We start from the raw sequence: 22553 nt of genomic DNA on the forward strand, positions 1-22553 counted from the left end.
TAATCAGCAATTGCTTTGTATTTATCTCCCTGTTGATAATGTATCCCACATTCCGCACTTCAACAAGTAGCATAAATAAACTACATTGGCGAGCAATTCAAAACTAGAGTTTTCAAAAATCAAATAACCATCCAAAAATAAATTATGCACACCAAAATTCTAGCTTTTTTATTGTGTATAAAAAGCTAGTGAGATAATTCAAGAAAGAATTTTTAACCTAGTGATAAAAACACAAGACAATGTAATAGGAAATTAGAGATTTTAAAACTAACATAATAAATAATATTTTTGACAAGTATTAGGTAGAAATTGCAGTATTCTACAATGTGACTCCGTTAGGTTAAGAACCATAAGAACTCCTTGTCTAATAAGAAGATGAATGCCCTGAAAGCATTGAAACATCCACCTTAATGTGGGAGATTCTGTGGGTTTATTCAGTTGATTTTTAACTGTCGCCTTTTGTGTCTTTAACGCCATTCTTAATTGTCGTTGCCCCAGATTATAAACCAAAAGACACAATGCCATTAACATCATCATTGTCTCCACTCTTTCTGGATTTTTCACAAAAAGACTATCGGCGAAAAATAACGGGTCTTTGATAAATCTAAATCCTCGCTCTGTTGATTGCTGTTCTTTATATATTTTCAATATTTCGGTAGGTTCTAATTTGGTTGGATCTAAAATATTCGTTGCTAAAATAAATCGACCACAAGAATTTTGATGTTTTGTGATTAACTCCTGATTTTCTATTAATTTACCTTTGACTTGATCAACTACTATTTGTCCTTTCTTTAATCTCTCGCTAATTTCTCTGTCCGATATTTGATGATATTTTAATTTTGCTCCCAGTTCTTTAATTTTTAATTCTGCCAAAGATTTTTGTTCAAATTCTTCTTTTTCTAACTTGACTAATTGTTTATTAATTTTCAGAAACTCCTCTGATATTTTTTGGGTTAATTTCTTGGTATCTGCTTTTTTTCTTTCGGCGCTTTCAATTAATAACCATCTTTGCTCTATTCCAGCGTAAGATACTTTTTCTTCTTGATAGCTATATCCTTTAATATCACTTGATTTCAGTTCTTTAGTTATGAATGCTTTTACCAGATTCTTGGCTCTTTTAATAGATAAAGGTACTCGACTTATCCATCTAATATTTGACATTAATTTTAAATTACTTTCGCTATATAATGCACTGTCAGCCACCATGATACTTTCAAAATCTATTTGCTTGTCATATTCTACTAAGATGTGAGCGAATACTGCTTTATCTGATTCGTTTCCTGATGCTCCTCTGAAGAATAAGGGTATATCTCCATCACTACTTACTATTAAATCTAATATACATTGTTTTAAGTCCGGTCTATGGTCACGAGAATATCCCTGTGTAATTATAATTGGATTTTCTCCGCTTATTCTTAGTTCTTTGTCTAGATTATTCGGGCTATTTTTATATTCTCCATGTAAATGTAATGAGGTAGAGTCTAAATGGGAATATTTCGTGACTATTCCATATTTCTTTACTACATCTAAGGCAATGATGAGGAACAATTTTGTTAATCCATATTTATAGAGCTTATCCATGACTCTGCCTAGTTTGTCGTCATTTAAATCTTCTGCTTTTATTCCATCTCCTATTAAATGTTCTATGGCTTTATCTTTAAAAAAATCTGGGAATAAATATAATGGTCTTGATACAAAACCTAGTCCATTGAGAATGATTGCTTTGACTACTTCTCCTGTGTTTACTTTCTCTCTACTATCTATCGAAAATATCTCATTGATTTTTTCTGCTATTCCTATCTCATCTATTATTCCTGCTATTATTCCTAAGTGATCTATGTTTTTACTCTCAATTTCTTCTTTTTGGTAATTCATATTATGAAGGCATTTTTATCTAATTCAGATTCATTCTCTCATTTTGGTTCCTGAATTTATTATCCATGCCTTTTGAATTTCTATTTGTTAAATATTTTGATAATATTGTCTATATTTTTACTTCTTTAAGTATGTGTTTTTACTTAAAATATTTTTGCTACTTATGACACTTGTATCCGTAATACAAATTGAAGTGCGGAATGTGGGATCTAAAGTTAAGTTGCCATAGTACTAGTGTGGAATTAAAAATCTTTATTCCTCATATAAAATATAGTTTTGTATGCTACACAGATTTACATTAGTACGAATGTAGCTATCCTCATCAGCGTAAATTAGGCCAAGGTTATAGTAACAAGTGTTGTAACCTGTCACTGTAATTCTTTGAATTTCACCAGGTACGAGGTATCCACCAAGCAGGTTAACTTCAATCGGTTGTTCACTACCGCTACCTTCAACGAACAACCGTACCAAGCTGACACTAGTACGATTGATCAAATTAAAATAGACAAAACCTCGTCTACCTGATTGTGGCTGTACAAGGTTATTATTCTCGGTCGTGGGTTGAGAGCCTTGAGGTTTGGTTTTGAGTATCGTTTGACATGCTTGCTCACCCTGTACCCCGCTTTGAGAGGATTGAGGGTTGGTTTTCTTTGTCTGTACACAGAGTCTAGCACCCTGCTCCTTGCTAGGTTTGGATACGGTTACGCCAAGTGAACTCTCAAATATTGACTGTTGTTTTGTTCTTACTGGACTATTGACACTTTCACCTTCAAAAGCCAGTATTGGTTGTGCAGACAATAAAAATACTGGCAATACTAAAGCAGCACAGCGAGTCAAGTTACAAATGAAACTCTTAGACATCTGGATTACTCCTTGATTCTTGCTTATCAAGATGATCTCCATGAGAAAAGTGATAACGCCAAGCTGCTTTTCCAACAGAGAACATACTACTTATATTTATTAAGTATCTTTTATTACCTGGCTAAATTAAGTCTAAAATAAGGTTAGTTCACGATTTAATCCCAAGCTTTTTTCGTGGGTACCAAAGCCACACTGCACCAATTGCCCATAATCCTTGACAGGCGTAGGCATTTATGATATAAACCATACACTTGGAACTTGTCCGGCGTCAGGCGTCAGTTGTCAGTTGTCAGTTACTAATGACCAATGACTAATGACCAATGACTAATGACCAATGACTAATGACTAATGACTACAGCCACAACGACGAAGATAGAAGCGATTCTGTATTTAAAGGGTAAACCCTTGTCGCTCGGCGAAATCGCCGAATATGCAGCGTGCGATCGCGCCACTGTGGAAGAAGGCATAATTGAGCTAATTGACGACTATGCGCGGCGAGATAGCGCCCTAGAAGTAGTAGAAACCCCAAATGGTTATAGTTTGCAATTGCGGCCTGACTTTCATGACTTAGTGCAGACAATAATTCCCGTAGAATTGGGGTTAGGTGCATTGCGGACTTTAGCAGCGATCGCCCTCCATAACCCCATACTCCAAAGTGACTTGATTAACCTACGGGGTTCAGGAGTATATCAACATGTTCCCGAACTGGTAGAACTCGGTTTTGTCCGCAAACGCCGAGATAGTGATTCTCGCTCCTACTCCCTACAAGTCACCCCAAAATTTCATCAGTATTTTCAAATCGAGCAACTCCCCCAAATATTATCTACCAGCGATAAAGAACAACAACTAGAACTAGATCTAGAACTCAAAGAAGACATAGGAGTCAAAAGTCAAGAGTAATTTTAGACACTGGGTGAAAACGAATTATCCTGTACCAATAGAATTTACAAGCCTGTTGAAGGCTGATAAGCTCAGGAGGTTGACACTCTCAGGTCTGAAGACTCTGAGATTCTACGGACAGAGGAGAATTTGGAAGAACCCAAAGTCTAACTCTCGTTGCGGTCGTCAAACACCGCCTACCCAGTAAGCCTAAGTCTATGCTTAGATTGCTGGCTACTTTTCGCAAAATATTCGCGCTTCCGTTCAAATCCGCGTTCACAATTGAACCATTCGCTGACTGATACAGCCCTCTCTTAATCCGCTTTCCAGATGCTTTCCAACCAACTGGCTTTTCACCATATTTGGGAAGGGAGTCTCCATCTAAAAAGCTCGACTTGCTCGTGTAGGCTTCCTCTGTTTCAATAAACCTAATGCCGTGTAAATCACACAGTTGTTTTAATCTGTCTTTCAGTTTACCCAAGGGCATTTGAACAAACTTTTGATTGTTCACTCTACCCATGTTAGCAGATTCCTTAAAGCCTTCATTCCATCCAACTACTAGAGTACCAACGCCATGTTTAAGACAGTGGTCAATAATTAACTTAGCTGCTTTGTTAATGCCATCCCGCATTTGGTGGTTGCGTTTACGGGTTACACGGTCTAACCAGTTATCCCAATAAACCTCTGGCTTGCCTTCTTTTCGTGTCGATACTTTCTTATTCCAGAGTTGATTCATCGCCTTCATTGCACGAGCATCAATCAACAAGGAATTACCCAATGTATCGACACAAGCAGCTAAATTATCAGCAGTTCCAAGGTCAATAGATAATGCCTGGTTTATATCTAGGTCGTGTTTTTGTTTATCCACTATATAGGACATTTCTAGATAAAAAGCACCATTCTTTGGCAGAATCGTAAACTCTTTTACCTTTGAGTAGTCAATGTTTGATGGCATTGGAAGAAAAAACTCAGATATCCCAAACCATCTTCTAACTGTTAAACCCAGAGAAAACCTAAGTTGTCCATTAATTAATGTTGGTTTTTGTCCTCCTGAATTAGGATACACAACTTTGAATAACTTAGAACCCTTAAGATATCCCGGTGCTTTTGGTCTGAAATGTAATTCACCTTTTAAATATAAGTTTCTCAATTCTTTGAAAGACTTAAATGCCTCTGTAACTGACATTAAAGTTTGTTGCATTGGCGTGGAAGGCAAAGATTGAGCAAGCATTGACTTAGCAATTGAAGGTTCAAAGGCTAAGTCAAACTTACCTGTTAATAACTTATTTGTCTTAAAAAAGGTTTGTCGTGCAAAGTAAACTCCGGTGTTGTAAAGTTTTCCTGATTGTTCAGAAAGATATTGTAATAGTGCTTTTTTTTCCTTGTCTGGAGACAACAGGACTTGTTGTACACCCATGTTTTTATTGGGTTTTCCCACCCTAAAACACCTACAAAATTAGTTGCTTTATATATACTAATTGACTATAGTAGATAAGTCAATATATATCTACTAATCTAGGATGCTGATTCAGGAAGATTATAATACCCATAACCATGTAAAATACTTAATTAACTATCACTTTGTCTTTATACCTAAACGTCGCAAGAAAGTTTTAACAGGAGAGATAGCAACTAGAACTAGGCAGATATTTGCTGAATTAGCTATAGAAAAAAAATGGGATATTCTAGCCCTAGAGGTAGCGCCTGACCATATTCACTTATTTGTTAGCGTCAAGCCTACAGATACACCACATTTAGTAATTAAGGCTTTTAAAGGACGAAGTAGTTACCTTCTAAGAAAAGAATTTCCTGTACTTCTGAAGCTTCCCTCGCTGTGGACAAGTAGTTATTTTGTGAGTACTGCTGGTAACATAAGTAGCGAGGCAGTTAGGAAGTACATTGAAGATCCTCACCACGCCTCAAATTAAAAAGAAAACGACACTGCGACTAAAGTCGCTCGTGCCGCTTCCCTCTCAGCACTGAAGTGTCTGAGTTTCCCGCATCCCGCGAGGTTCTATGACGAGGAATAATCAATCATCTGAGCTTCTCAACCCAAAAAAATTCCAACTTCTAGGGGTAAGAGCTTAACTTTCGAGTATGGTTTACAGTAGAATTAGCAACTAAGCTAAAAAAAACTGCCAATGGTGTTTAATCCTGACTTTCTCAATGACAACTCCGAGGAACACCCCAATCAAATTCTGAACGACCACTTTGAGACTAACCCCAATCAGTTACTCAAATATCTGCAACATCAGTCTCCTGAAGTTTTAGCCCGGGTAGCCCAGTCCGTCAGCCCCGAAATTAAGCAAATCATTTCGCAAAACGTCCAAGGGCTTGTGGGGATGCTTCCTGCGGAGAATTTCAATGTGCAAATTACAACAGATAGGGATAACTTAGCCGGTCTTTTAGCATCGGCGATGATGACGGGGTATTTTCTGCGCCAGATGGAACAAAGAATGCATTTGGAGCATTTGTCTAATGGTTGACAGAGGTGGAGGAGTGAGGAGTTGGGAGTGAGGAGTGAGGAGTTAACACTTACTCACAACCGTCAACTCATAACTCATAACTACTTTTTGGGATAGACCCCTGACTGGACTTTGAAGGTTTGAGTTTGACCGTTACGGTTGACTTCGATTTCTAGAATGTCACCGACGCTGCTAGACTCGACTACCTTTTGGACTTGGGCTGTAGTTCTGACTGGTTTACGATTAATTTTTTGAATCACGTCTCCCGGAAGCAGTCCTGCCTGTTTGGCTGGGGAATTATCCAAGACACCCTTAATCACAATACCAACTTCCTGCTGAATATTGAGCTTGTTTTCTTGATTAATCTGCTGTTTTTTAGCAGGATTAAGGTCTGTCATTTCAATCCCCAAAAAAGGGTGTTCCACACGCCCTTTGGTAAACAGTTCATTAGCAATGCGGGCGGCTGTTTCAATGGGGATAGCAAAACCTAGACCTTGAGCATCGGCGCGAATCGCAGTGTTGACGCCAATCACTTCTCCTTGGGCGTTTAACAAAGGTCCGCCAGAGTTACCAGGGTTAATTGCTGCATCAGTTTGAATAAAGCTTACACGCTTGTCTGGTACACCAACTTGAGCGCTAGTGCGGTCAGTAGCGCTAATAATGCCAATGGTGACAGTATTATCTAAACCGAGGGGATTGCCAATGGCGATCGCCCACTGTCCTGGTATTAAGTTTTGTGAATTTCCTAACCGCACTGTAGGCAATTTATTACCAGGAATTTTGACTACTGCTACATCAGTCACAGAATCAACTCCCACCACCTTACCCTCAAAAGTCCGACCATCCTTGAGGGTTACTTGTACTGTTTCGGTATCCGAAACTACGTGAGCATTAGTCAGTAGTTCGCCATCTTGGCTCAAAATAAATCCAGATCCTGTACCGCGCTCAATTCTTTCTTCAGGTATTGGTTGCTCATCTTCGCCAAAAAATCGCCGTAACAGAGGATTTTTCAAAGCATCAGAGATGGGATTTGCCACTTTGCGCGTAGCATTAATTCGCACCACCGCCGGACCGACCCTTTGCACAGCAGTAGCAATAAAATTCACATTATCGCCCCCAGTAGCGCCAATAGATCCGTGAGTAGCACGAGGAACTACAGATTCAGGAGGTAAAGCCACTGTGACATTTTTTAGCTCCTGAAAGGAGTCATTTTGTCGCAGAAGATAGCCACTACCCAACAAACCTGCACCGCCCCCAATTACAAGTAAAGATAAATAAAGGCCAAGTTGCTTTAAAGATAAATTCATAATCATTTTGCTTAAGTACAGCAATGCAGTTGCTAATTTCTAAGTTTATTCAAGTAAACAGCAAGTGGACAGATCAATTTTTTGATCATTTGTCATTTGTCATTTGTCAACACTGCTCAGTTAAGAGCCGTAGTTGTTTTCTAGCTTTTAGCTTAAACCCATTGAAATGGGTTAGAAGATTACCCAGTAAGCTTTGTAGGGGCGCAAGGCCTTGCGCCCGTACTTTAGGTATTAGCCCGCAATTTATTGCAGGGCGGGATTTCCGGCTTAACCGAGCAGTATTGCATCCCCAGTCCCCAGTCCCCATTCCCCATTCCCCAATCCCCAATCTAAAATTGAAACTTAACGCTCTCTACACTGGCATACATGAGTTGTCCCTATCGTCTAGTGTTTCTCTGTAGTTTAATCGGCGCCGTGGGGCTATTATCAACACCTCCAAACACAAAAAGCGCGAACGCTGCTGGGAGTTGTCCGATTCCAGCCCTATCTCGCTTCCGGCGTCATATAGTTGCTGGTGGCGAAACTTTGGAGAGTATAGCCCAACGCTACAATCTCATGCCTGCGACTATTATTAGTATGAATCCAGTAGTAAAAAATGGTAAAGTAAGCGTTGGCAGCATACTTCAAATTCCTCCCTACAATGGGATTGTCGTAGAAGTTCCTCGCGGTCAAACCTGGCGACAAGTAGCAGCAAAGTACAAAATCCGTGCCGATGCGCTGTTTGAAGTGAATGGCTGTCAAAAAGACCCTAGAGTTGTGTTTGTTCCGGGAGGAAATCGCTCCCTCAATCGTCCTGTAACTCAGCCCCCCACCCCTACTACTCCCCCTAGTAACTTCACTGGCTATCCCTTACCAGAAGTTGCTACTGTGGCGTTAGCTTATGGCTGGCAAATTAATCCCGCTACAGGTGATGTGTTTTTCCATAGCGGGGTAGATTTATTAGCAACAGTGGGAACTTCTGTACAAGCGATCGCACCGGGAACTGTCGCTTTTGCCAATGAACAGGGTAGTTATGGCAAATTGGTAATTATTAACCACAGTGGTGGACTGCAAAGCCGCTACGCCCATCTTGACAGTATCAAAGTTACTGTTGGTCAGCAAGTCAATACCGGAGATTTGTTAGGGACTGTTGGCACCACTGGACAACCTACTTCCACTCAACCCCATCTACATTTTGAAGTGCGTGCTAGTTCTTCTATCGGTTGGGTGGCGCAAGATCCCAAGGGTTATTTAAGAAATTAGGAGTAACCCTTTCAAGGTGGGTAAAAATTTTGCTCAAGAAATCTCTTTTTCATCTCTTCTCTCTGTGTCCTCTGTGTCTCGGTGGTTAAATAAATGACTTTTTAACCGCTTTTAACCGCAGAGGACGCAGACAGCGCAGAGAAAAAAACGGATTTTACTCCTCACCTTGAAAGGGCTAGAAATTAGGAGTTACGCATTGACAAAAAATCTCATTCATGTACATTAAATAGATTTTTTGAGCAAAGTTGGAAAATCAGGGTTTTTGCCCTTATTCGATTGTCGTTCGGGCACAAGGCTTTGCGCTCCGAACGACAATCGTCCTCAGATAGCCCAAAAATGGGTGTTACCCCCTCTCTTAGCCTCTTTGGGTGAAGTTAGGGAAATTATCAATGGCGATTTTCCAATTGTTCAATGCGTTTTTGCTGGTCACGAATGGTGTTGTCCTGATGTATGAGATGGAGGGTTAACTCTTCCAACTTTTGCAACAGGTTCATCGCAAATCCGGCGAGATTTACGCCAGTATTCTTCATATCTTCACCCGATTGAATTCCTGGAAGATGACCATTCTGACGGATGAATGTATGCACATCATTGCATCCCTTCGACCAAGCCAATTTTAGATTTTAGATTTTAGATTTTAGATTGTTTCGGTTCCTTGCAGGTCCCGCAGAATTTTAGATTTTAGATTTTAGATTTAATCCAAAATCCAAAACTTGTACTGAGCGTACCACTACGTGGAAGCAAGCTACGCGCAGCGTCCCGCTCTTAAGTCGTTGGCGTAGCCTCTGTCTACGACACGCTACGCGAACGTAGAGAAGTATCCCAAATCTAAAATTGTTTGCTCCTTGTGATCGGGGTCAATCCAAAACTTGTACTGAGCGTACCACTACGTGGAAGCAAGCTACGCGCAGCGTCCCCCTCTTAAGTCGTTGGCGTAGCCTCTGTCTACGACACGCTACGCGAACGTAGAGAAGTATCCAAAACTTGTACTGAGCGTACCACTACGTGGAAGCAAGCTACGCGCAGCGTCCCGCTCTTAAGTCGTTGGCGTAGCCTCTGTCTACGACACGCTACGCGAACGTAGAGAAGTATCCAAAACTTGTACTGAGCGTACCACTACGTGGAAGCAAGCTACGCGCAGCGTCCCGCTCTTAAGTCGTTGGCGTAGCCTCTGTCTACGACACGCTACGCGAACGTAGAGAAGTATCCAAAATCGTTTGACAGGTTATGTTTTGATTTGTGTGAAAAACCGGAATCTAGATTTTATAAGGCTTTGAGAATTGTGGTGAGAAATCCGGGGAGTGTATTGGACTCAAGTGACACTCCTACACCAATTGCAAGCAATGTGGTGTAGGCTTCCGAGTCCTGTTAAGGATATCAGGAACTTCTTTAGTGGTACTCCATTTTTCCCACCACAGCATTTTATAGTGAGGTACGTGCCCTGCCCCACTCTTGGTCTTAAAAAAATTGCAAGTTCAAACTAGTTTCCTTGAAAATTTTACTTACAGGAGGTAGCAACGCATACACGGTTGCATTTCCCTATAAAACCCCATATTTTCAGTTTTCTTGGCGCAGCCTCTCCCTTTGGGAGAAGGTACTATGTTAGACCAGCATTTTAGGCTTTGTCGTCACTTATATATTCTAGCAAGAAGTGATTACCTATCTCAAGATATTGATAAAAACTCAACTGCCCTCTAATCTGTTTTACTTGCGGTAAAAAACAATTAGAGGGCGTCTCGTTTTTATCCCGTCATTCATCCCACACCAACTTCGGGTATGGTGTGGGGCTTCTGCCGGGTTAAGCTAAATAATGACCAATGACCAATAACAAATGACCAAATTCAAAAAATCTACTTTGGCAAGTGGTCTATTATTTGCGTAGATTTGATGATATGCATTCCTGCATCGGCAAATCTGGCAAATGCTGCATCTGCCTGTTCTGTGTAGTCTACTACACCCGGTACAACTACGGGGGAAGTGCAATCTGCTAATAAATAGATTTTTTGGGCAAAGTTGGTATTTACCTGTTTAATTTCTGTTAATAAATCGTCAATTGTCCAAGCAACGCAGTGACTTTTAGCTTGTCCGCCGATAATGACAGCATCAAATTCTAAAAGTTGTTGAATTAACCGTGTATTCTTTTGTCCAAGTGGACGTTGTTCAAAGTCTACCAAAACTTCTGGACGTAAAATAGAATAGTTTTCTGTTAAGGGATTCTCACCTTTGAGTTCAAATTGTGTTTGATTTTGACGAGCAATACAATGAAAAAATATTGCTTCTTCTACCGCTGAAACTAAAGCATGACCAATTCCGCCTAACATGGAATGGTAAGGCCAAACTGTGAGGGGATATTTACCATCTTGATTTAGTTGTTTAACGTAGTGGTAAGCGTGTTTTTGTAATAATTCATAATCCCCATTCGTAATACTGTTAGCTACTGCTGGGTTAACTTTCCAGATACCTTGTTCGATATCGACTGGAGTAATGTTTGTAGCTGCTGGCGTGGGATGTTCTCCCTGGGCGTTCACCCAAAAGATGGGATGGAAAATTTGTGTTGCTGTGTGGGTGTCTAATGTAGGTACAATTGATGTAATTAAACTCAAATTGCGATAGATAAATTCACACAATCGCTGATTGTCTTCCACTGCAGCCGTGCCAGATTTACCACCTACAAATAATTCAAATCCAGGGATGCAAAAGGTATTTTGCACATCAATTAATAGTAGAGCAACGCGGGTTTGGTCAGCAGATGCTGGTTGGATATTGTGTTGTTTAGTCCATGATTCTGCTGCGGTGGCGCATTCTTGGTAGGGTACGCGCCAGACTTCGCCCACTTTTTGGGGGTTAAAGTGTGGGGGAATCGGGAGTTGGGTTGTGTTTTGGGTGTTCATACAAAATTATCTGTAGCTGGGAGTGTGGGCGATCGCCTAGTTGGTAGAAGGCCGAATAAATCTGTTGGCTGCTCTATATCACAACACGCCAAAGTCCCCACACTCAGTGTACTCGCAGGGTGGGGATGAATTTTTTATATCATCCAAAACAGGAACTGATACAACTTCTGCCTGAGTTAATTTACGAGTGGTAAAATGATAATATTTGTCACTCAGTAATCAGGCGATCGCTACTGAGAAAATCGAGGTTGATATTGCTAATTCTCAAAAATCAGCAAAATCTATAAATTTATCTTGCCTTGTGTTGCTGTGTGACTTTATCCTTTTTTTGCTCTGGCATCGGCCAAAAACGTTCTACCTGTGGCAATCTGAGAAACAGCACCTTTTCTGATTTAATATTTTCGCTGCAGCAAATCTACCTATTGAGGATATGCAAACTCTACCCACATTTACAACTGTAAACACCATATCTAATCAACCCACTTTTGATACATCTATCAAAAGACGTAAAACCCGACCTGTAAAGGTGGGAAATGTCACCATTGGGGGTAGCTATCCTGTGGTGGTGCAATCGATGATTAACGAAGACACCCTAGATATCGATGGTTCCGTGGCTGGTATTCGGCGTCTGCACGAGATTGGCTGTGAAATCGTGCGCGTGACTGTGCCTAGTCTGGCTCATGCTAAAGCTTTGGCGGAAATTAAGGAAAAATTAATCAAAACTTACCGAGATGTGCCTATAGTTGCTGATGTGCATCACAATGGGATGAAAATCGCTTTGGAAGTCGCCAAGCACATTGAGAAAGTCAGAATTAATCCTGGTTTGTATGTGTTTGAAAAGCCAAACACCAATAGAACCGAATACACCAAAGCCGAATTTGCAGAAATTGGCGAAAAAATCCGCGAAACCTTAGAACCTTTGGTGGTTTCTCTGCGAGATCAAGATAAGGCGATGCGAATTGGTGTAAATCATGGTTCTCTCGCTGAACGAATGCTATTTACCTACGGTGATACCCCAGAAGGAATGGTGGAATCTGCTTTAGAATTCATTCGCATTTGTGAATCGTTAGATTTTCGCAATATCGTGATTTCGATGAAAGCCTCACGGGTGCCTGTAATGATAGCCGCCTATCGTCTCATGGCCCAGCGCATGGATGAACTGGGTATGGATTATCCCCTGCATTTGGGCGTCACAGAAGCAGGTGATGGTGAATATGGACGGATTAAATCCACAGCAGGCATTGCCACATTGCTCGCTGATGGCATTGGCGATACAATTCGTGTGTCACTCACAGAAGCACCAGAAAAAGAAATTCCCGTCTGCTACAGCATTCTGCAAGCTTTAGGATTGCGGAAAACTATGGTGGAATACGTCGCCTGTCCTTCCTGCGGACGTACTTTGTTTAACTTGGAAGAAGTCCTGCACACAGTCCGAGAAGCAACCAAACACCTCACAGGTCTAGACATAGCAGTTATGGGTTGTATTGTCAATGGACCAGGAGAAATGGCGGATGCTGACTATGGCTATGTTGGTAAGACGCCTGGTTACATTTCTTTATATCGTGGCAGAGAAGAAATTAAAAAAGTCCCAGAAGACAAAGGCGTGGAAGAATTGATTAACCTGATCAAAGCTGATGGACGCTGGGTAGAACCCTAGGATGACTGGGGGCTGGGGACTGGGGGCTGGGGAGATGAGGAAATAATTTTCCCAATCCCTAATCCCCAATCCCTAATCCCCAATCCCCAACTAAAAACTTGTAACGCACACCACACAGGTCGCCGGATTAGCAACTATTTTCGTGAAATAAGAATACATGTCCAGTCGTTACAGTGATACCCTGTGTTAGATTGGGCATACTGAATATAAAATATTTTCCCTCTGGCGCAGCTGTCATTATGGTGATTACAAAAAGTAGGCTGGTTTTGGGTGCTACGGCAGTGACGCTCTCAACGATTGCTGTTACTAGCCTTGGCATTCACTCACGAGGTCAGGCTTTATTTAAAGAAAGTCCGAAAGAATTGATAGACGAAGTTTGGCAAATTGTTCAGCGCCAATATGTAGACGGTACTTTTAATCAGTTAGATTGGCAGGCTGTACGGAAGGAGTATTTGAGTAAATCTTACAGCAATCAGAAAGAAGCTTATAAATCCATCCGGGAAATGCTGAAAAAGCTAAATGACCCCTACACCCGGTTCATGGACCCAGATGAATTCAAAAATATGCAGGTGGATACCTCTGGGGAACTTACAGGTATTGGAATCACAATCAGTCAGGATGAAAAAACAAAGCAACTGGTTGTGATTGCGCCTATTGAGGATACACCAGCATTTAAGGCGGGGATTCTTTCCAAGGATGCGATTCTCTCAATTGATGGGAAAAGCACTAAGGGTATGGATACCAACATGGCTGTATCCTTGATTCGAGGGGAATCTGGAACGAAAGTTAAGCTAGTAATTCAGCGTAGCGGTCAAGTCAAACGGTTTGAAATCACCCGCGCCAAAATTGAAATCCATCCGGTGAAGTTTTCGCAAAAGCAGACTCCGGCTGGTAATCTGGGTTATATTCGCCTGAACCAGTTTAGTGCTAATGCTAGCAAGGAAATGCAAAATGCCATCCGGAATTTAGAAACCAAAAAGGTTGCAGGATATGTTCTGGATCTGCGTGGTAATCCTGGTGGTTTACTATTCGCTAGTGTAGACATTGCCCGCATGTGGCTCAATCAAGGTACAATTGTCTCCACGATTGACCGTCAAGGTGAGCAAGAGCGAGAAGTAGCCAACGGAAAAGCGCTGACCAATAAACCGCTGGTAGTGTTGGTGGATAAAGGTTCAGCTAGTGCGAGTGAAATCCTTTCAGGCGCATTGCAAGACAACAGACGAGCAGTTTTAGTCGGTACTCAAACCTTTGGTAAAGGTTTAGTGCAGTCTGTGCGTCCTTTGGAAGATGGTTCAGGAGTAGCGGTAACAATTGCGAAATATCATACCCCTAGTGGTAAAGATATTAATAAGCATGGCATTGATCCAGATGTGAAAGTGGATTTGACCGATGCCCAAAAGCAGCAATTGTGGCTTCATGAGCGTGATAAACTCGCGACCCTAGCAGACCCCCAATTTGCAAAAGCCGTGGAAGTGATAGGCAAACAAATTGCTGCAAAAGGCACTACAAGCGCGGAAAAATGAATAGGTGAGGAGTGAGGTGTGAGGTCTACTCGTGGCGGGCAAAATGCCCACACCACAAGACTTGGATGATTTATGCCTGTATTTAAATTGGTTGACATTTACGAGATCTAATCAGTCCAACCCGACGGGCGATCGCCTCTGCTTGTGAGGTAAACGGCCTCCACTGTTCTATAATCTGTGGATTATCGCCCTTAACTTCCTCACCGGGGACTATCTCGCAATTTTCACTCTTACGCTTGACAATATACCAGTTTTCTGAATTAGTCATAATGAACATGAAAATTTTGTTTTTTCCTGCGGTTCCCATGTTATAATAAGCGACACCAACAGGGGAACCTACTCACCAAATCGCTAAGAGCTCCCTGCTTCTGATCAAACTGCCTATGGAAGATGGGCGGCTGCCTGTGGACGCTGTGTAAGACCATCATCGGATTGAGTTGCGAACTCCCAGTAATAGGAATACCTAACGTGGCAACGGCGGATGAGACGGGAAACCCGAAAGACGAATAAGACCGTCATTGCTGTAGTTGAAACTGGAGAGCAAATTTTTCAGCCAAGCAAAAAGGGGTACTTCAGATTATTGGTGAATGAATAATTTACTGGATGCAAAGAACTGGCTTCTATGTCATCCTAGAAAACGAGAGTTAATTCGGTGAGTATTTTTGTTTTTAGTATTGACAGGCTTTTACCTTTTGGTATTTACAGACTTTTCTCCGAAATTTAAATCTCAACGAGTGTAATAATTTTGGAGATGATTAATGTCAATTTATGTAGGCAACCTTTCTTACGAAGTTACCCAAGACACCTTAAGTGATGTTTTTGCCAAATACGGCACTGTACGTCGTGTTCAACTACCTACTGACCGCGAAACAGGGCAACTACGGGGTTTCGGATTTGTGGAAATGGGAACCGAAGCTGAAGAAGCAGCTGCGATTTCCGCCCTTGACGGTGCTGAATGGATGGGTCGGGATCTAAAAGTTAACAAAGCCAAGCCCAGAGAAGACAGAGGTTCATCTGGTGGAAATCGGGGAGGATACGGTGGCGGCTCCCGTAACCGCTACTAAGCTTTGAAACCTGAAATTTGCAAACCGAATTTTCAGGTCAGACAAGGAGTCCGCCTTGTTTTCCATTTTAGCTAAAACAGCAGAAGCCCCACACTGAATGGGTAAAATTCTAGCGGTACTAAGGTAGAACATACTTTTTGGTACTTGTACCCCTATGGGGAAGCAAGCTACAAAGTCTGCGGAGGGGCATCTCGTGGACTCAAAACAAAGCTCAGTTAATGTCCGACGGAATACCGGGAGTCGCTGAGAAGCCTACACTGTACTGCTTGCAGTCAGTGTGGGAGTATGTCACTAACAAGAAGGCTTATTAATATAAGCCATTACCCCTCTTCCGTCAAGGTGGGTTATAATTTTAATTCTTCGTTGGCTATAACGTCGAAAAATTGTTAATTTATCAGAGAATGACGAAAGAGGGTTAACCAAGTCAATTTAGCAGGAGAGATAATGACCCAAATAGTAGTGGGTGACAATGAACACATTGAGTCAGCCTTACGCCGATTTAAGCGAGAAGTTTCTAAGGCTGGGATTTTTCAAGACATGAGGAAGCATCGTCACTTTGAAACGCCCATTGAAAAACGCAAGCGTAAAGAAGTTGCCAAGCACAGACAAGGTAAACGACGTTTCCGTACTTGATCAGTGACATAGAGATTAATCAATGCCCTCGTCAAATCTATGAGGGTTTTCTTTACTGAAAAAGCCACATCTGTCCTAGGGGTTTAGCAATGTTAAACCCCAGAGGGGCTTGTCTATTTAGCATCAAAGTTGCTTAGGTATGCCTTTATCAGTCAACTACCTACACTGACCTCCGGTACAGTGTAGGCTTGCAAGAATCAGATTGCAATTGAAACGTGGGCGTCTCGCCCGCCTTTTATTAGGGACGGGAGAGACGCAATTGGTTTTAAATTAAAAGTCACGCGCAATTGTCAATAAGTAATTATACTCAATTTAAGGCTTGGCTGTTTCTGAATCGGGCTGTATGAGAATAGGTACGCCCCCTTTTCCAGAACCAAGAACAACAATTTTAGAATTGGGAGATTGAGCTAGTTTTTCAGTGGCTTCAATAGTCCGCAATTGCAGTACTTGGTTGTTGAGTCCAGCAGAGATAATTTTTTGGGAATCAGCTACGCCTTTCGCCTCAATGCGTTTACGTTCGGCTTCTTGACGTTCTCTTTCTAACACGAATTTCATCTGCTGGCTTTGTTGTTCTGACTTGAGTCTATCCTGAATAGCAGCTTGCAGATTATCAGGCATTTTAACATTTCGCAGCAGGGCTTCATCGACGACAAAACCCAAGGCGGGTAACTGTTGGATGAGTTGTTGGTTAATCTGTTGAGCTATCTCTTGACGTTTGCTAGAGTAAATAGCTGCGGCTGGATAATTCGCCGTAATAGCACGAATAGTAGAACGGAATCGAGAAATTATTAATTGTCTCTCATCGGTCCCAATAGTTTGATAAAATACCGCTGCTTTTTGCGGATCAAGCTTGTATTGGAGACTGACATCAACATTTAAACTTAATCCTTCTTGGGATGTGATGTCTACGTTTTCTTTGACATCCTTCAGTCGAGTGGAAAAATTAATCACCTTGACAAAAGGATTCAGCAAGTGCATACCTGGATTGAGAGCATTTTTGTCAACCTGACCAAACGAGTTGACGACTCCGACATTCCCAGGGGGAACGATCACAAAAACTTTTGACAGGGAGATAATTGCAGCTATAGCACCTATCAAAATGGTAATCCCCTGAATTGCCAAGCGATTGCGTCCACGATTGATATTTTCTGAATTGAGATAGACAAAAATAGCTATCAGGCTGGTCAGAAGGGAGATTAGAAAAGTCATAAGATTCCTCTGTGTAGTTAAGGTTAATCAACATTTAACTAACAGAGGCTGTTGGAAAAATTATGAAAATGAACTAACGCCGAGAGTTTGCGATTCTGCTATATAAAACCTAGACAAACCTAGACTTTACTTTCTACTTCAGCGGGAGCATGGGAGCGGTTATCCCTACTCGACCAGCGCAACCAGGAGATCGGGACTGGAAAAGAGAAGACCTCTATGAACGGTAGGGTTTTTCTTGATACCAGTATTCTTGTTTATATCTACGACTTTCTGGATACAGCCAAGCAAGAACGGGCGATGGCGGTTACTGATCAATTGATTCGTTCTGGGAAAGCAGTCATTAGTACCCAAGTGATGGGAGAGTTTTTCATGGCGACAACCAGGACTCGGCGATTGCTTCGTAACAAAAATTATGGCTTTAAAAGAGATTCTAGAGTATTATTTATTTCTGATTTTATAAAATCAGAGTTAGTTCTAAAAAAATCCTCAAGAGAGTAATTTAAAACTCGCTCACAAAATGCATAAGTGCTGATGGTTGGGTCATCATGTAAAATACCCACTAAAACTAATAATTGAGCGGTCTGATATCTTTTTAAGACTATAGTATTTATCTGAGAAGATAATACCATCATTACTGGAATAAAATTCTCATTATAAGCTCGAATTGCATTAAGAAGATCAGCATTCTGCCTTTTTGAATCTGCACTCTTATATCCTTGACGTATTTCAAATACCGCACCGACTATATTCTGGGAACGGTTTTCATCAAGTCCCAGTTTGGTGGATGCTAATTTTAGCCACTCGTTTATTATTTCTCGATCGCAATTATTTTCTAAATCGGATAAGGAAATTTTGGCATCAAGTGTTAATTTGGCAGTAGAACCGTCATCTTTTTGAATTTCATATCCCCAAATTACTTGTTCTTGATTTAGATGTAATTGATCTGCTATAATTTAACGAATTAGTCTTTCACAACCAATGCCTAACTGTCTATAAAGAGAAGTTATTCCCCCGGCTGCTTTATGTGCAGCGTACATGAAATCGGAATCAAATCCTATCCAGTGGTATAAAGGATCTGAACCATATAAATCTTTAAATTCTATTAATGTGGTTCCCTTTTGATTAGATGTACCAAATTTAGGGGTATATTCTGAACATAGTTTAATAGGTTGCAAAAGGATATTTAAATATTTATTGTTGCCGTCATTGATTATCATATTTTTTTATCATGCCAGGATTATTTTCGATAAAACTATAAATCTGTTTAGCTATTAAATGACCAATTATTGGTGGTACGGCATTTCCTATTTGAAGTATATTTTGACTTGCCGAATGAGGAAAGATAAACTCATCAGGAAATGATTGAAGTCTTGCACATTCTCTGACTGTTAATCGGCGGTCTAGGGAATAATGAAAGTGAACCCTTGCTTTTGTATTTGCTCTGACTGTGTAAGCAATTTCTCCATATTTAGATTTTTGATCGCCCTGACCGGCTCCTTTTGTAGCTTTTGTGGCTACAAAATACTGAGTTTGGTTAGGTATAGTCTCATCAGTGATTTCAATTAAATCTCCTATAGCTTCATCAATTGAGACGTACTTAAAGAATAATTCTGGAGTAGGAGGTTGTGGAAATGATTTAATATCAGAGCGAACTCCAATTAAAAATAATCTTGTTCGACTTTGAGGTAATCCAAAGTCTGGGCAATAAATTTTCCAAACCTTAAAAATATAGCCAACTGATGCAAATTCATTTAGAATGTGCCTTAAGATAGATCCATTTTCAAGTTTTTCTAAAAAAGGTACATTTTCTCCTACTACGATTTCTGGCTTATGTATATTCATGTAATTTTTCATTACAGTATATAATTCGCCTCTAGTCCCTTGAAATCCTTTTTTATGACCACATGATGAAAAATCTTGGCATGGAAATCCTCCCAGAAGAATATTAGCTGGGGGTAATGATTGTATATCTAAACTAGTAAGATCTACTGTAGTGACATCGTTTGAGAGATTTAATGCATAAGTTTGAGTAGCTTTTGCATCAATATCATAGGCTTGAACTATCTTATATGGAAGAGCTTGATATTTTTTATCAAGAAAAGCAAAACCTCCTAAAAAACCTAGATCAAGACCACCACAGCCAGAAAATAATGAGATAGCATTTATATAACCTCCAGAGTTATATGATTGTAGCAGGGTAGAGTTTATATAGTTTTTTACATTTGGATGATCTTTAAATCCATACTCAAAAATAGGTTTTCTTTTTAAAGCTTTTCTTTTAGGTAAGCCTGATTTTGGACGCATAAAATTTATTGGCAGATACGTTTAATAACTATACACGATCACACTTACTACAAATCCATTTGTGATAGTTTAAGACTAAATTACGTTTGTCAATTCGTAATTATCCTGAAACATAGCCAGTTTCAGACGTATTCAATTTACGTGTGTACTGAGGTCTGAGCGCTTGAATAAATGATCGGTCTAAAGATTAAGGGTAGATTAAGCCGCCGTAGGCATCACTGGAGTGAAAATTGTATTTTCAAACCGTATTTTCGACTCAATTTTCAGCACTATTACTCATTGACAAATTGTTCATCACCTTAACCTATCACGAATGCTACAAATCTAGAAAATCTACATAAAATGAAGGACACTCACAAGAAGTGTCCCTAAATATCAACTCAATAGATTCTCAACAGATCCAAAATTATTTACCGTTACCGTTACCGCCATGACCATTCATAGTCAAGACACGTCCAGCCAGCTTTTCTGGTACCTCCTGCAGATGGTCATATTCCCAGTGGAAAGAACCAACGCCGAGAGTTTGCGATCGCAGCTCGACAATAAAGTTTTGCATTTCTGCTTGGGGTAAGTAAGCGGAAATATTATCCCACCCTTGCCAATCATTTCTGCCTTCATAGCCTAAAATTTGTCCCCTTCTACCACTCACCAGTTGCAGAACTTTGGCGGTAAATTCACTAGGTGTTGACACCAGCACCCGCAGAATTGGTTCTAAGAGGGTGGGTTGGGCTTTGGGTATCCCCGTTTGCATCGCTAGACGGGCTGCTTGTTTAAAGGCTTGTTCGGAACTATCGACGTTGTGGTAGGAACCATTGGTAAGAGTGACTGCTAGATCTACCATTGGGAAGCCCAAGGGGCCATGTGTGAGAAATTCCCGCACACCCATTTCTACCCCAGGGATATATTGTTTGGGAACTACACCGCCTACAATGGTTTCTCGGAAGTTAAAGCCTTCGCCCCGTGGTAGGGGTTGAATATCCAGGAAGACATCGCCAAACTGTCCGTGTCCACCACTTTGGTGCTTGTAGCGTCCATGAACTGCGGCTACAGGTTTGCGGATGGTTTCTTTGTAAGGAACTTGTGGGAGGTGAGTTGTCATCGCCAAGTTATATTTTCGGCGCAGTCTGTCTAAAGCGACTTGTAAATGTATCTCCCCTTGTCCCCAAAGGATCACTTCGTGGGTGTCGCCATGTTGTTCCCAAGCAAGGGAAGGATCTTCTTCTAACAGTTTGGCGATAGCGCTGCTGAGTTTTACTTCGTCGTTACGCTTTTCGGGCGTGATAGCCAGAGCATACACTTGTGGCGATTGTTTAGCTTTGGGTAATTCCTCAACTAATTGGGAATCACTTGAAAGTATATCGCCGGTTTTAATTCCTTCTAAACGGCTTAAAGCCACAATTTCACCAGCAACAGCTTCATTCATCATCTGCTGTTGTTGTCCCATGAGGCGATAAATTCCCCCAGCACGAACGCCGTTGAGAACAAGTCCTTCCGTTAATGTACCTTGCCAAACACGCACTAGGGAAAGTTTACCACCTTGGGGAGTGTAGTAGGTTTTCAATACTTGGGCTAGGGGAGTAGCGCCGATTTTGCTTAAGCGACGTTCTGCGGTGATTTCTGGTTCGGGGGCTTCCCGTAACAGGGCTTCTAGTAAAGGGCGAACGCCATAATCTTGTTCAGCGATACCAAAGAACACTGGTACAACTAAATCCGCCCCTAATTCCATTTTCAAATCTTTGAGGATTTCTTCTTGGGGTGGTTCGATATCTTCTAAAAGTTCTTCAAGTAAATGGTCGTCAAAATTTGCTAAAGCTTCGAGCATTTCGGCCCGTGCTATATGTTCTTCTTCTTTCAGGTTGTCGGGAAAAGGAATCGGGTCAGCCGGTGCGCCTGGATGATATTGATATGCTTGTTCGCTGACCATATCTATAAAGCCCGTTAGCTGTTCCCCCCCGAAGTTTGGAGCGGCGGCTTCCGCCGCTCCAACTTCTCTTTGCATGATGGGATATTGGTGGGCTACCAAGGGACGGCTAGAAACGGCTTTGAGGGCGTGTAATGTTTCTAAAACGTGAATATTTGCCCGATCCATTTTGTTCACAAAGACGAGGTGGGGTATTTCCCAGTCGTCGAGGAATTTAAATAGGGGCGCTAAGGTCATAACTCGGTCGCGGATGGGTTCGCAAACTACAATTGCCGCATCAACTCCCATTAAAGCATTATAGGTTTCTTGGGCAAATTCTACTGAACCTGGACAGTCAATAAAGGTGAAGCGAATCTCGCTATACTCTGTGCTAGCTGCGCTGACTTCGACACTCATCCGGCGATCGCGTGACTCATTCGCACTATCACCGACGGTGTTACCATCCTTAACATTACCCTTGCGGGAAATTGCCCCAGACACAAATAACAAGCTCTCTAATAGAGTGGTTTTTCCACTTAAATAAGGACCGACAATTGCCACATTCCGCGAACCCGATTTTACTTTTTCGTTCATAAAAACCTTCCTTGCGGTAGGTCATGCCTCACCGCATGATTATGTTTATTACCGGGATTTAAAATTGTTATGCAGGAGGGAGAATTATCCCCTCGTTAACTTGTTATTATCCTCCTTTTAATTGGAACATAAAAAAATTGTAGTGTGTC

At 41.2% G+C, this 22553-nt stretch carries 19 protein-coding genes; 9 read left to right on the forward strand and 10 right to left on the reverse strand.

The window, feature by feature from the left end:
- Nucleotides 1-267: 267 nt before the first annotated feature.
- Nucleotides 268-1875, reverse strand: a complete 1608-nt coding sequence (locus HEQ19_11865; protein ID WYM00113.1) for an IS1634 family transposase — start codon at nucleotides 1873-1875, stop codon at nucleotides 268-270.
- A 252-nt stretch (nucleotides 1876-2127) separates the two neighbouring features.
- Nucleotides 2128-2736, reverse strand: a complete 609-nt coding sequence (locus HEQ19_11870; GenBank protein WYM00114.1) for a hypothetical protein — start codon at nucleotides 2734-2736, stop codon at nucleotides 2128-2130.
- Nucleotides 2737-3084: 348 nt separating this feature from the next.
- Between HEQ19_11870 and scpB the strand changes: the two genes are divergently transcribed.
- A complete protein-coding gene (gene scpB / locus HEQ19_11875) occupies nucleotides 3085-3636 on the forward strand; it encodes an SMC-Scp complex subunit ScpB (protein WYM00115.1) in 552 nt (183 codons plus the stop codon).
- Nucleotides 3637-3724: 88 nt separating this feature from the next.
- Here scpB and HEQ19_11880 read toward each other — a convergent pair whose 3' ends face one another.
- Complete coding sequence (locus tag HEQ19_11880; GenBank protein WYM03365.1) at nucleotides 3725-5032, reverse strand: transposase; 1308 nt, start codon at nucleotides 5030-5032, stop codon at nucleotides 3725-3727.
- Between the two features lie 103 nt (nucleotides 5033-5135).
- On the opposite strand from HEQ19_11880, the gene tnpA reads away from it, so the two are divergent.
- On the forward strand, nucleotides 5136-5543 hold the full coding sequence (tnpA, locus tag HEQ19_11885; GenBank protein WYM00116.1) for an IS200/IS605 family transposase: 408 nt from the start codon (nucleotides 5136-5138) through the stop codon (nucleotides 5541-5543).
- Between the two features lie 213 nt (nucleotides 5544-5756).
- Entirely contained in the window at nucleotides 5757-6101 is a 345-nt protein-coding gene (locus tag HEQ19_11890; GenBank protein ID WYM00117.1) for a DUF760 domain-containing protein, read from the forward strand.
- 80 nt (nucleotides 6102-6181) lie between these two features.
- Here HEQ19_11890 and HEQ19_11895 read toward each other — a convergent pair whose 3' ends face one another.
- Complete coding sequence (locus HEQ19_11895; GenBank protein ID WYM00118.1) at nucleotides 6182-7387, reverse strand: HhoA/HhoB/HtrA family serine endopeptidase; 1206 nt, start codon at nucleotides 7385-7387, stop codon at nucleotides 6182-6184.
- A gap of 366 nt (nucleotides 7388-7753) precedes the next feature.
- Here HEQ19_11895 and HEQ19_11900 point away from each other — a divergent pair, with 366 nt between their 5' ends.
- On the forward strand, nucleotides 7754-8629 hold the full coding sequence (locus tag HEQ19_11900; GenBank protein ID WYM00119.1) for a M23 family metallopeptidase: 876 nt from the start codon (nucleotides 7754-7756) through the stop codon (nucleotides 8627-8629).
- A gap of 386 nt (nucleotides 8630-9015) precedes the next feature.
- Here HEQ19_11900 and HEQ19_11905 read toward each other — a convergent pair whose 3' ends face one another.
- Nucleotides 9016-9216, reverse strand: coding sequence for a hypothetical protein (locus HEQ19_11905; protein ID WYM00120.1), 201 nt, complete (start codon nucleotides 9214-9216; stop codon nucleotides 9016-9018).
- Nucleotides 9217-10479: 1263 nt separating this feature from the next.
- Nucleotides 10480-11520 carry an isochorismatase gene (locus tag HEQ19_11910; GenBank protein ID WYM00121.1) on the reverse strand — a complete coding sequence of 347 codons (1041 nt, stop codon included), beginning with the start codon at nucleotides 11518-11520 and terminating at the stop codon, nucleotides 10480-10482.
- A gap of 430 nt (nucleotides 11521-11950) precedes the next feature.
- Between HEQ19_11910 and ispG the strand changes: the two genes are divergently transcribed.
- Both ispG and ctpC read left to right on the forward strand, forming a co-directional pair.
- Complete coding sequence (gene ispG / locus HEQ19_11915) at nucleotides 11951-13177, forward strand: (E)-4-hydroxy-3-methylbut-2-enyl-diphosphate synthase (protein ID WYM00122.1); 1227 nt, start codon at nucleotides 11951-11953, stop codon at nucleotides 13175-13177.
- Between the two features lie 239 nt (nucleotides 13178-13416).
- Nucleotides 13417-14700, forward strand: coding sequence for a carboxyl-terminal processing protease CtpC (ctpC, locus tag HEQ19_11920; protein ID WYM00123.1), 1284 nt, complete (start codon nucleotides 13417-13419; stop codon nucleotides 14698-14700).
- An 82-nt stretch (nucleotides 14701-14782) separates the two neighbouring features.
- On the opposite strand, the gene HEQ19_11925 is transcribed toward ctpC, so the two are convergent.
- Nucleotides 14783-14968, reverse strand: a complete 186-nt coding sequence (locus HEQ19_11925) for a DDE transposase family protein (protein ID WYM03366.2) — start codon at nucleotides 14966-14968, stop codon at nucleotides 14783-14785.
- A 490-nt stretch (nucleotides 14969-15458) separates the two neighbouring features.
- Here HEQ19_11925 and HEQ19_11930 point away from each other — a divergent pair, with 490 nt between their 5' ends.
- Complete coding sequence (locus tag HEQ19_11930; GenBank protein ID WYM00124.1) at nucleotides 15459-15764, forward strand: RNA-binding protein; 306 nt, start codon at nucleotides 15459-15461, stop codon at nucleotides 15762-15764.
- 444 nt (nucleotides 15765-16208) lie between these two features.
- Nucleotides 16209-16397, forward strand: a complete 189-nt coding sequence (rpsU, locus tag HEQ19_11935; GenBank protein WYM00125.1) for a 30S ribosomal protein S21 — start codon at nucleotides 16209-16211, stop codon at nucleotides 16395-16397.
- 312 nt (nucleotides 16398-16709) lie between these two features.
- Here the strand turns inward: rpsU and HEQ19_11940 are convergent, their stop codons facing one another.
- Nucleotides 16710-17606 carry an SPFH domain-containing protein gene (locus tag HEQ19_11940; GenBank protein ID WYM00126.1) on the reverse strand — a complete coding sequence of 299 codons (897 nt, stop codon included), beginning with the start codon at nucleotides 17604-17606 and terminating at the stop codon, nucleotides 16710-16712.
- Between the two features lie 216 nt (nucleotides 17607-17822).
- Here HEQ19_11940 and HEQ19_30920 point away from each other — a divergent pair, with 216 nt between their 5' ends.
- Nucleotides 17823-18104 carry a hypothetical protein gene (locus HEQ19_30920; protein WZI67191.1) on the forward strand — a complete coding sequence of 94 codons (282 nt, stop codon included), beginning with the start codon at nucleotides 17823-17825 and terminating at the stop codon, nucleotides 18102-18104.
- Between the two features lie 705 nt (nucleotides 18105-18809).
- Here HEQ19_30920 and dcm read toward each other — a convergent pair.
- Nucleotides 18810-19910, reverse strand: coding sequence for a DNA (cytosine-5-)-methyltransferase (gene dcm / locus HEQ19_11950; protein WYM00127.1), 1101 nt, complete (start codon nucleotides 19908-19910; stop codon nucleotides 18810-18812).
- Nucleotides 19911-20316: 406 nt separating this feature from the next.
- Entirely contained in the window at nucleotides 20317-22404 is a 2088-nt protein-coding gene (locus HEQ19_11955; GenBank protein ID WYM00128.1) for an elongation factor G, read from the reverse strand.
- Between the last annotated feature and the right edge of the window lie 149 nt (nucleotides 22405-22553).

Source organism: Gloeotrichia echinulata CP02, from assembly GCA_038087035.1.
In the GTDB taxonomy this organism is placed as follows: Bacteria; Cyanobacteriota; Cyanobacteriia; order Cyanobacteriales; family Nostocaceae; genus Gloeotrichia; species Gloeotrichia echinulata.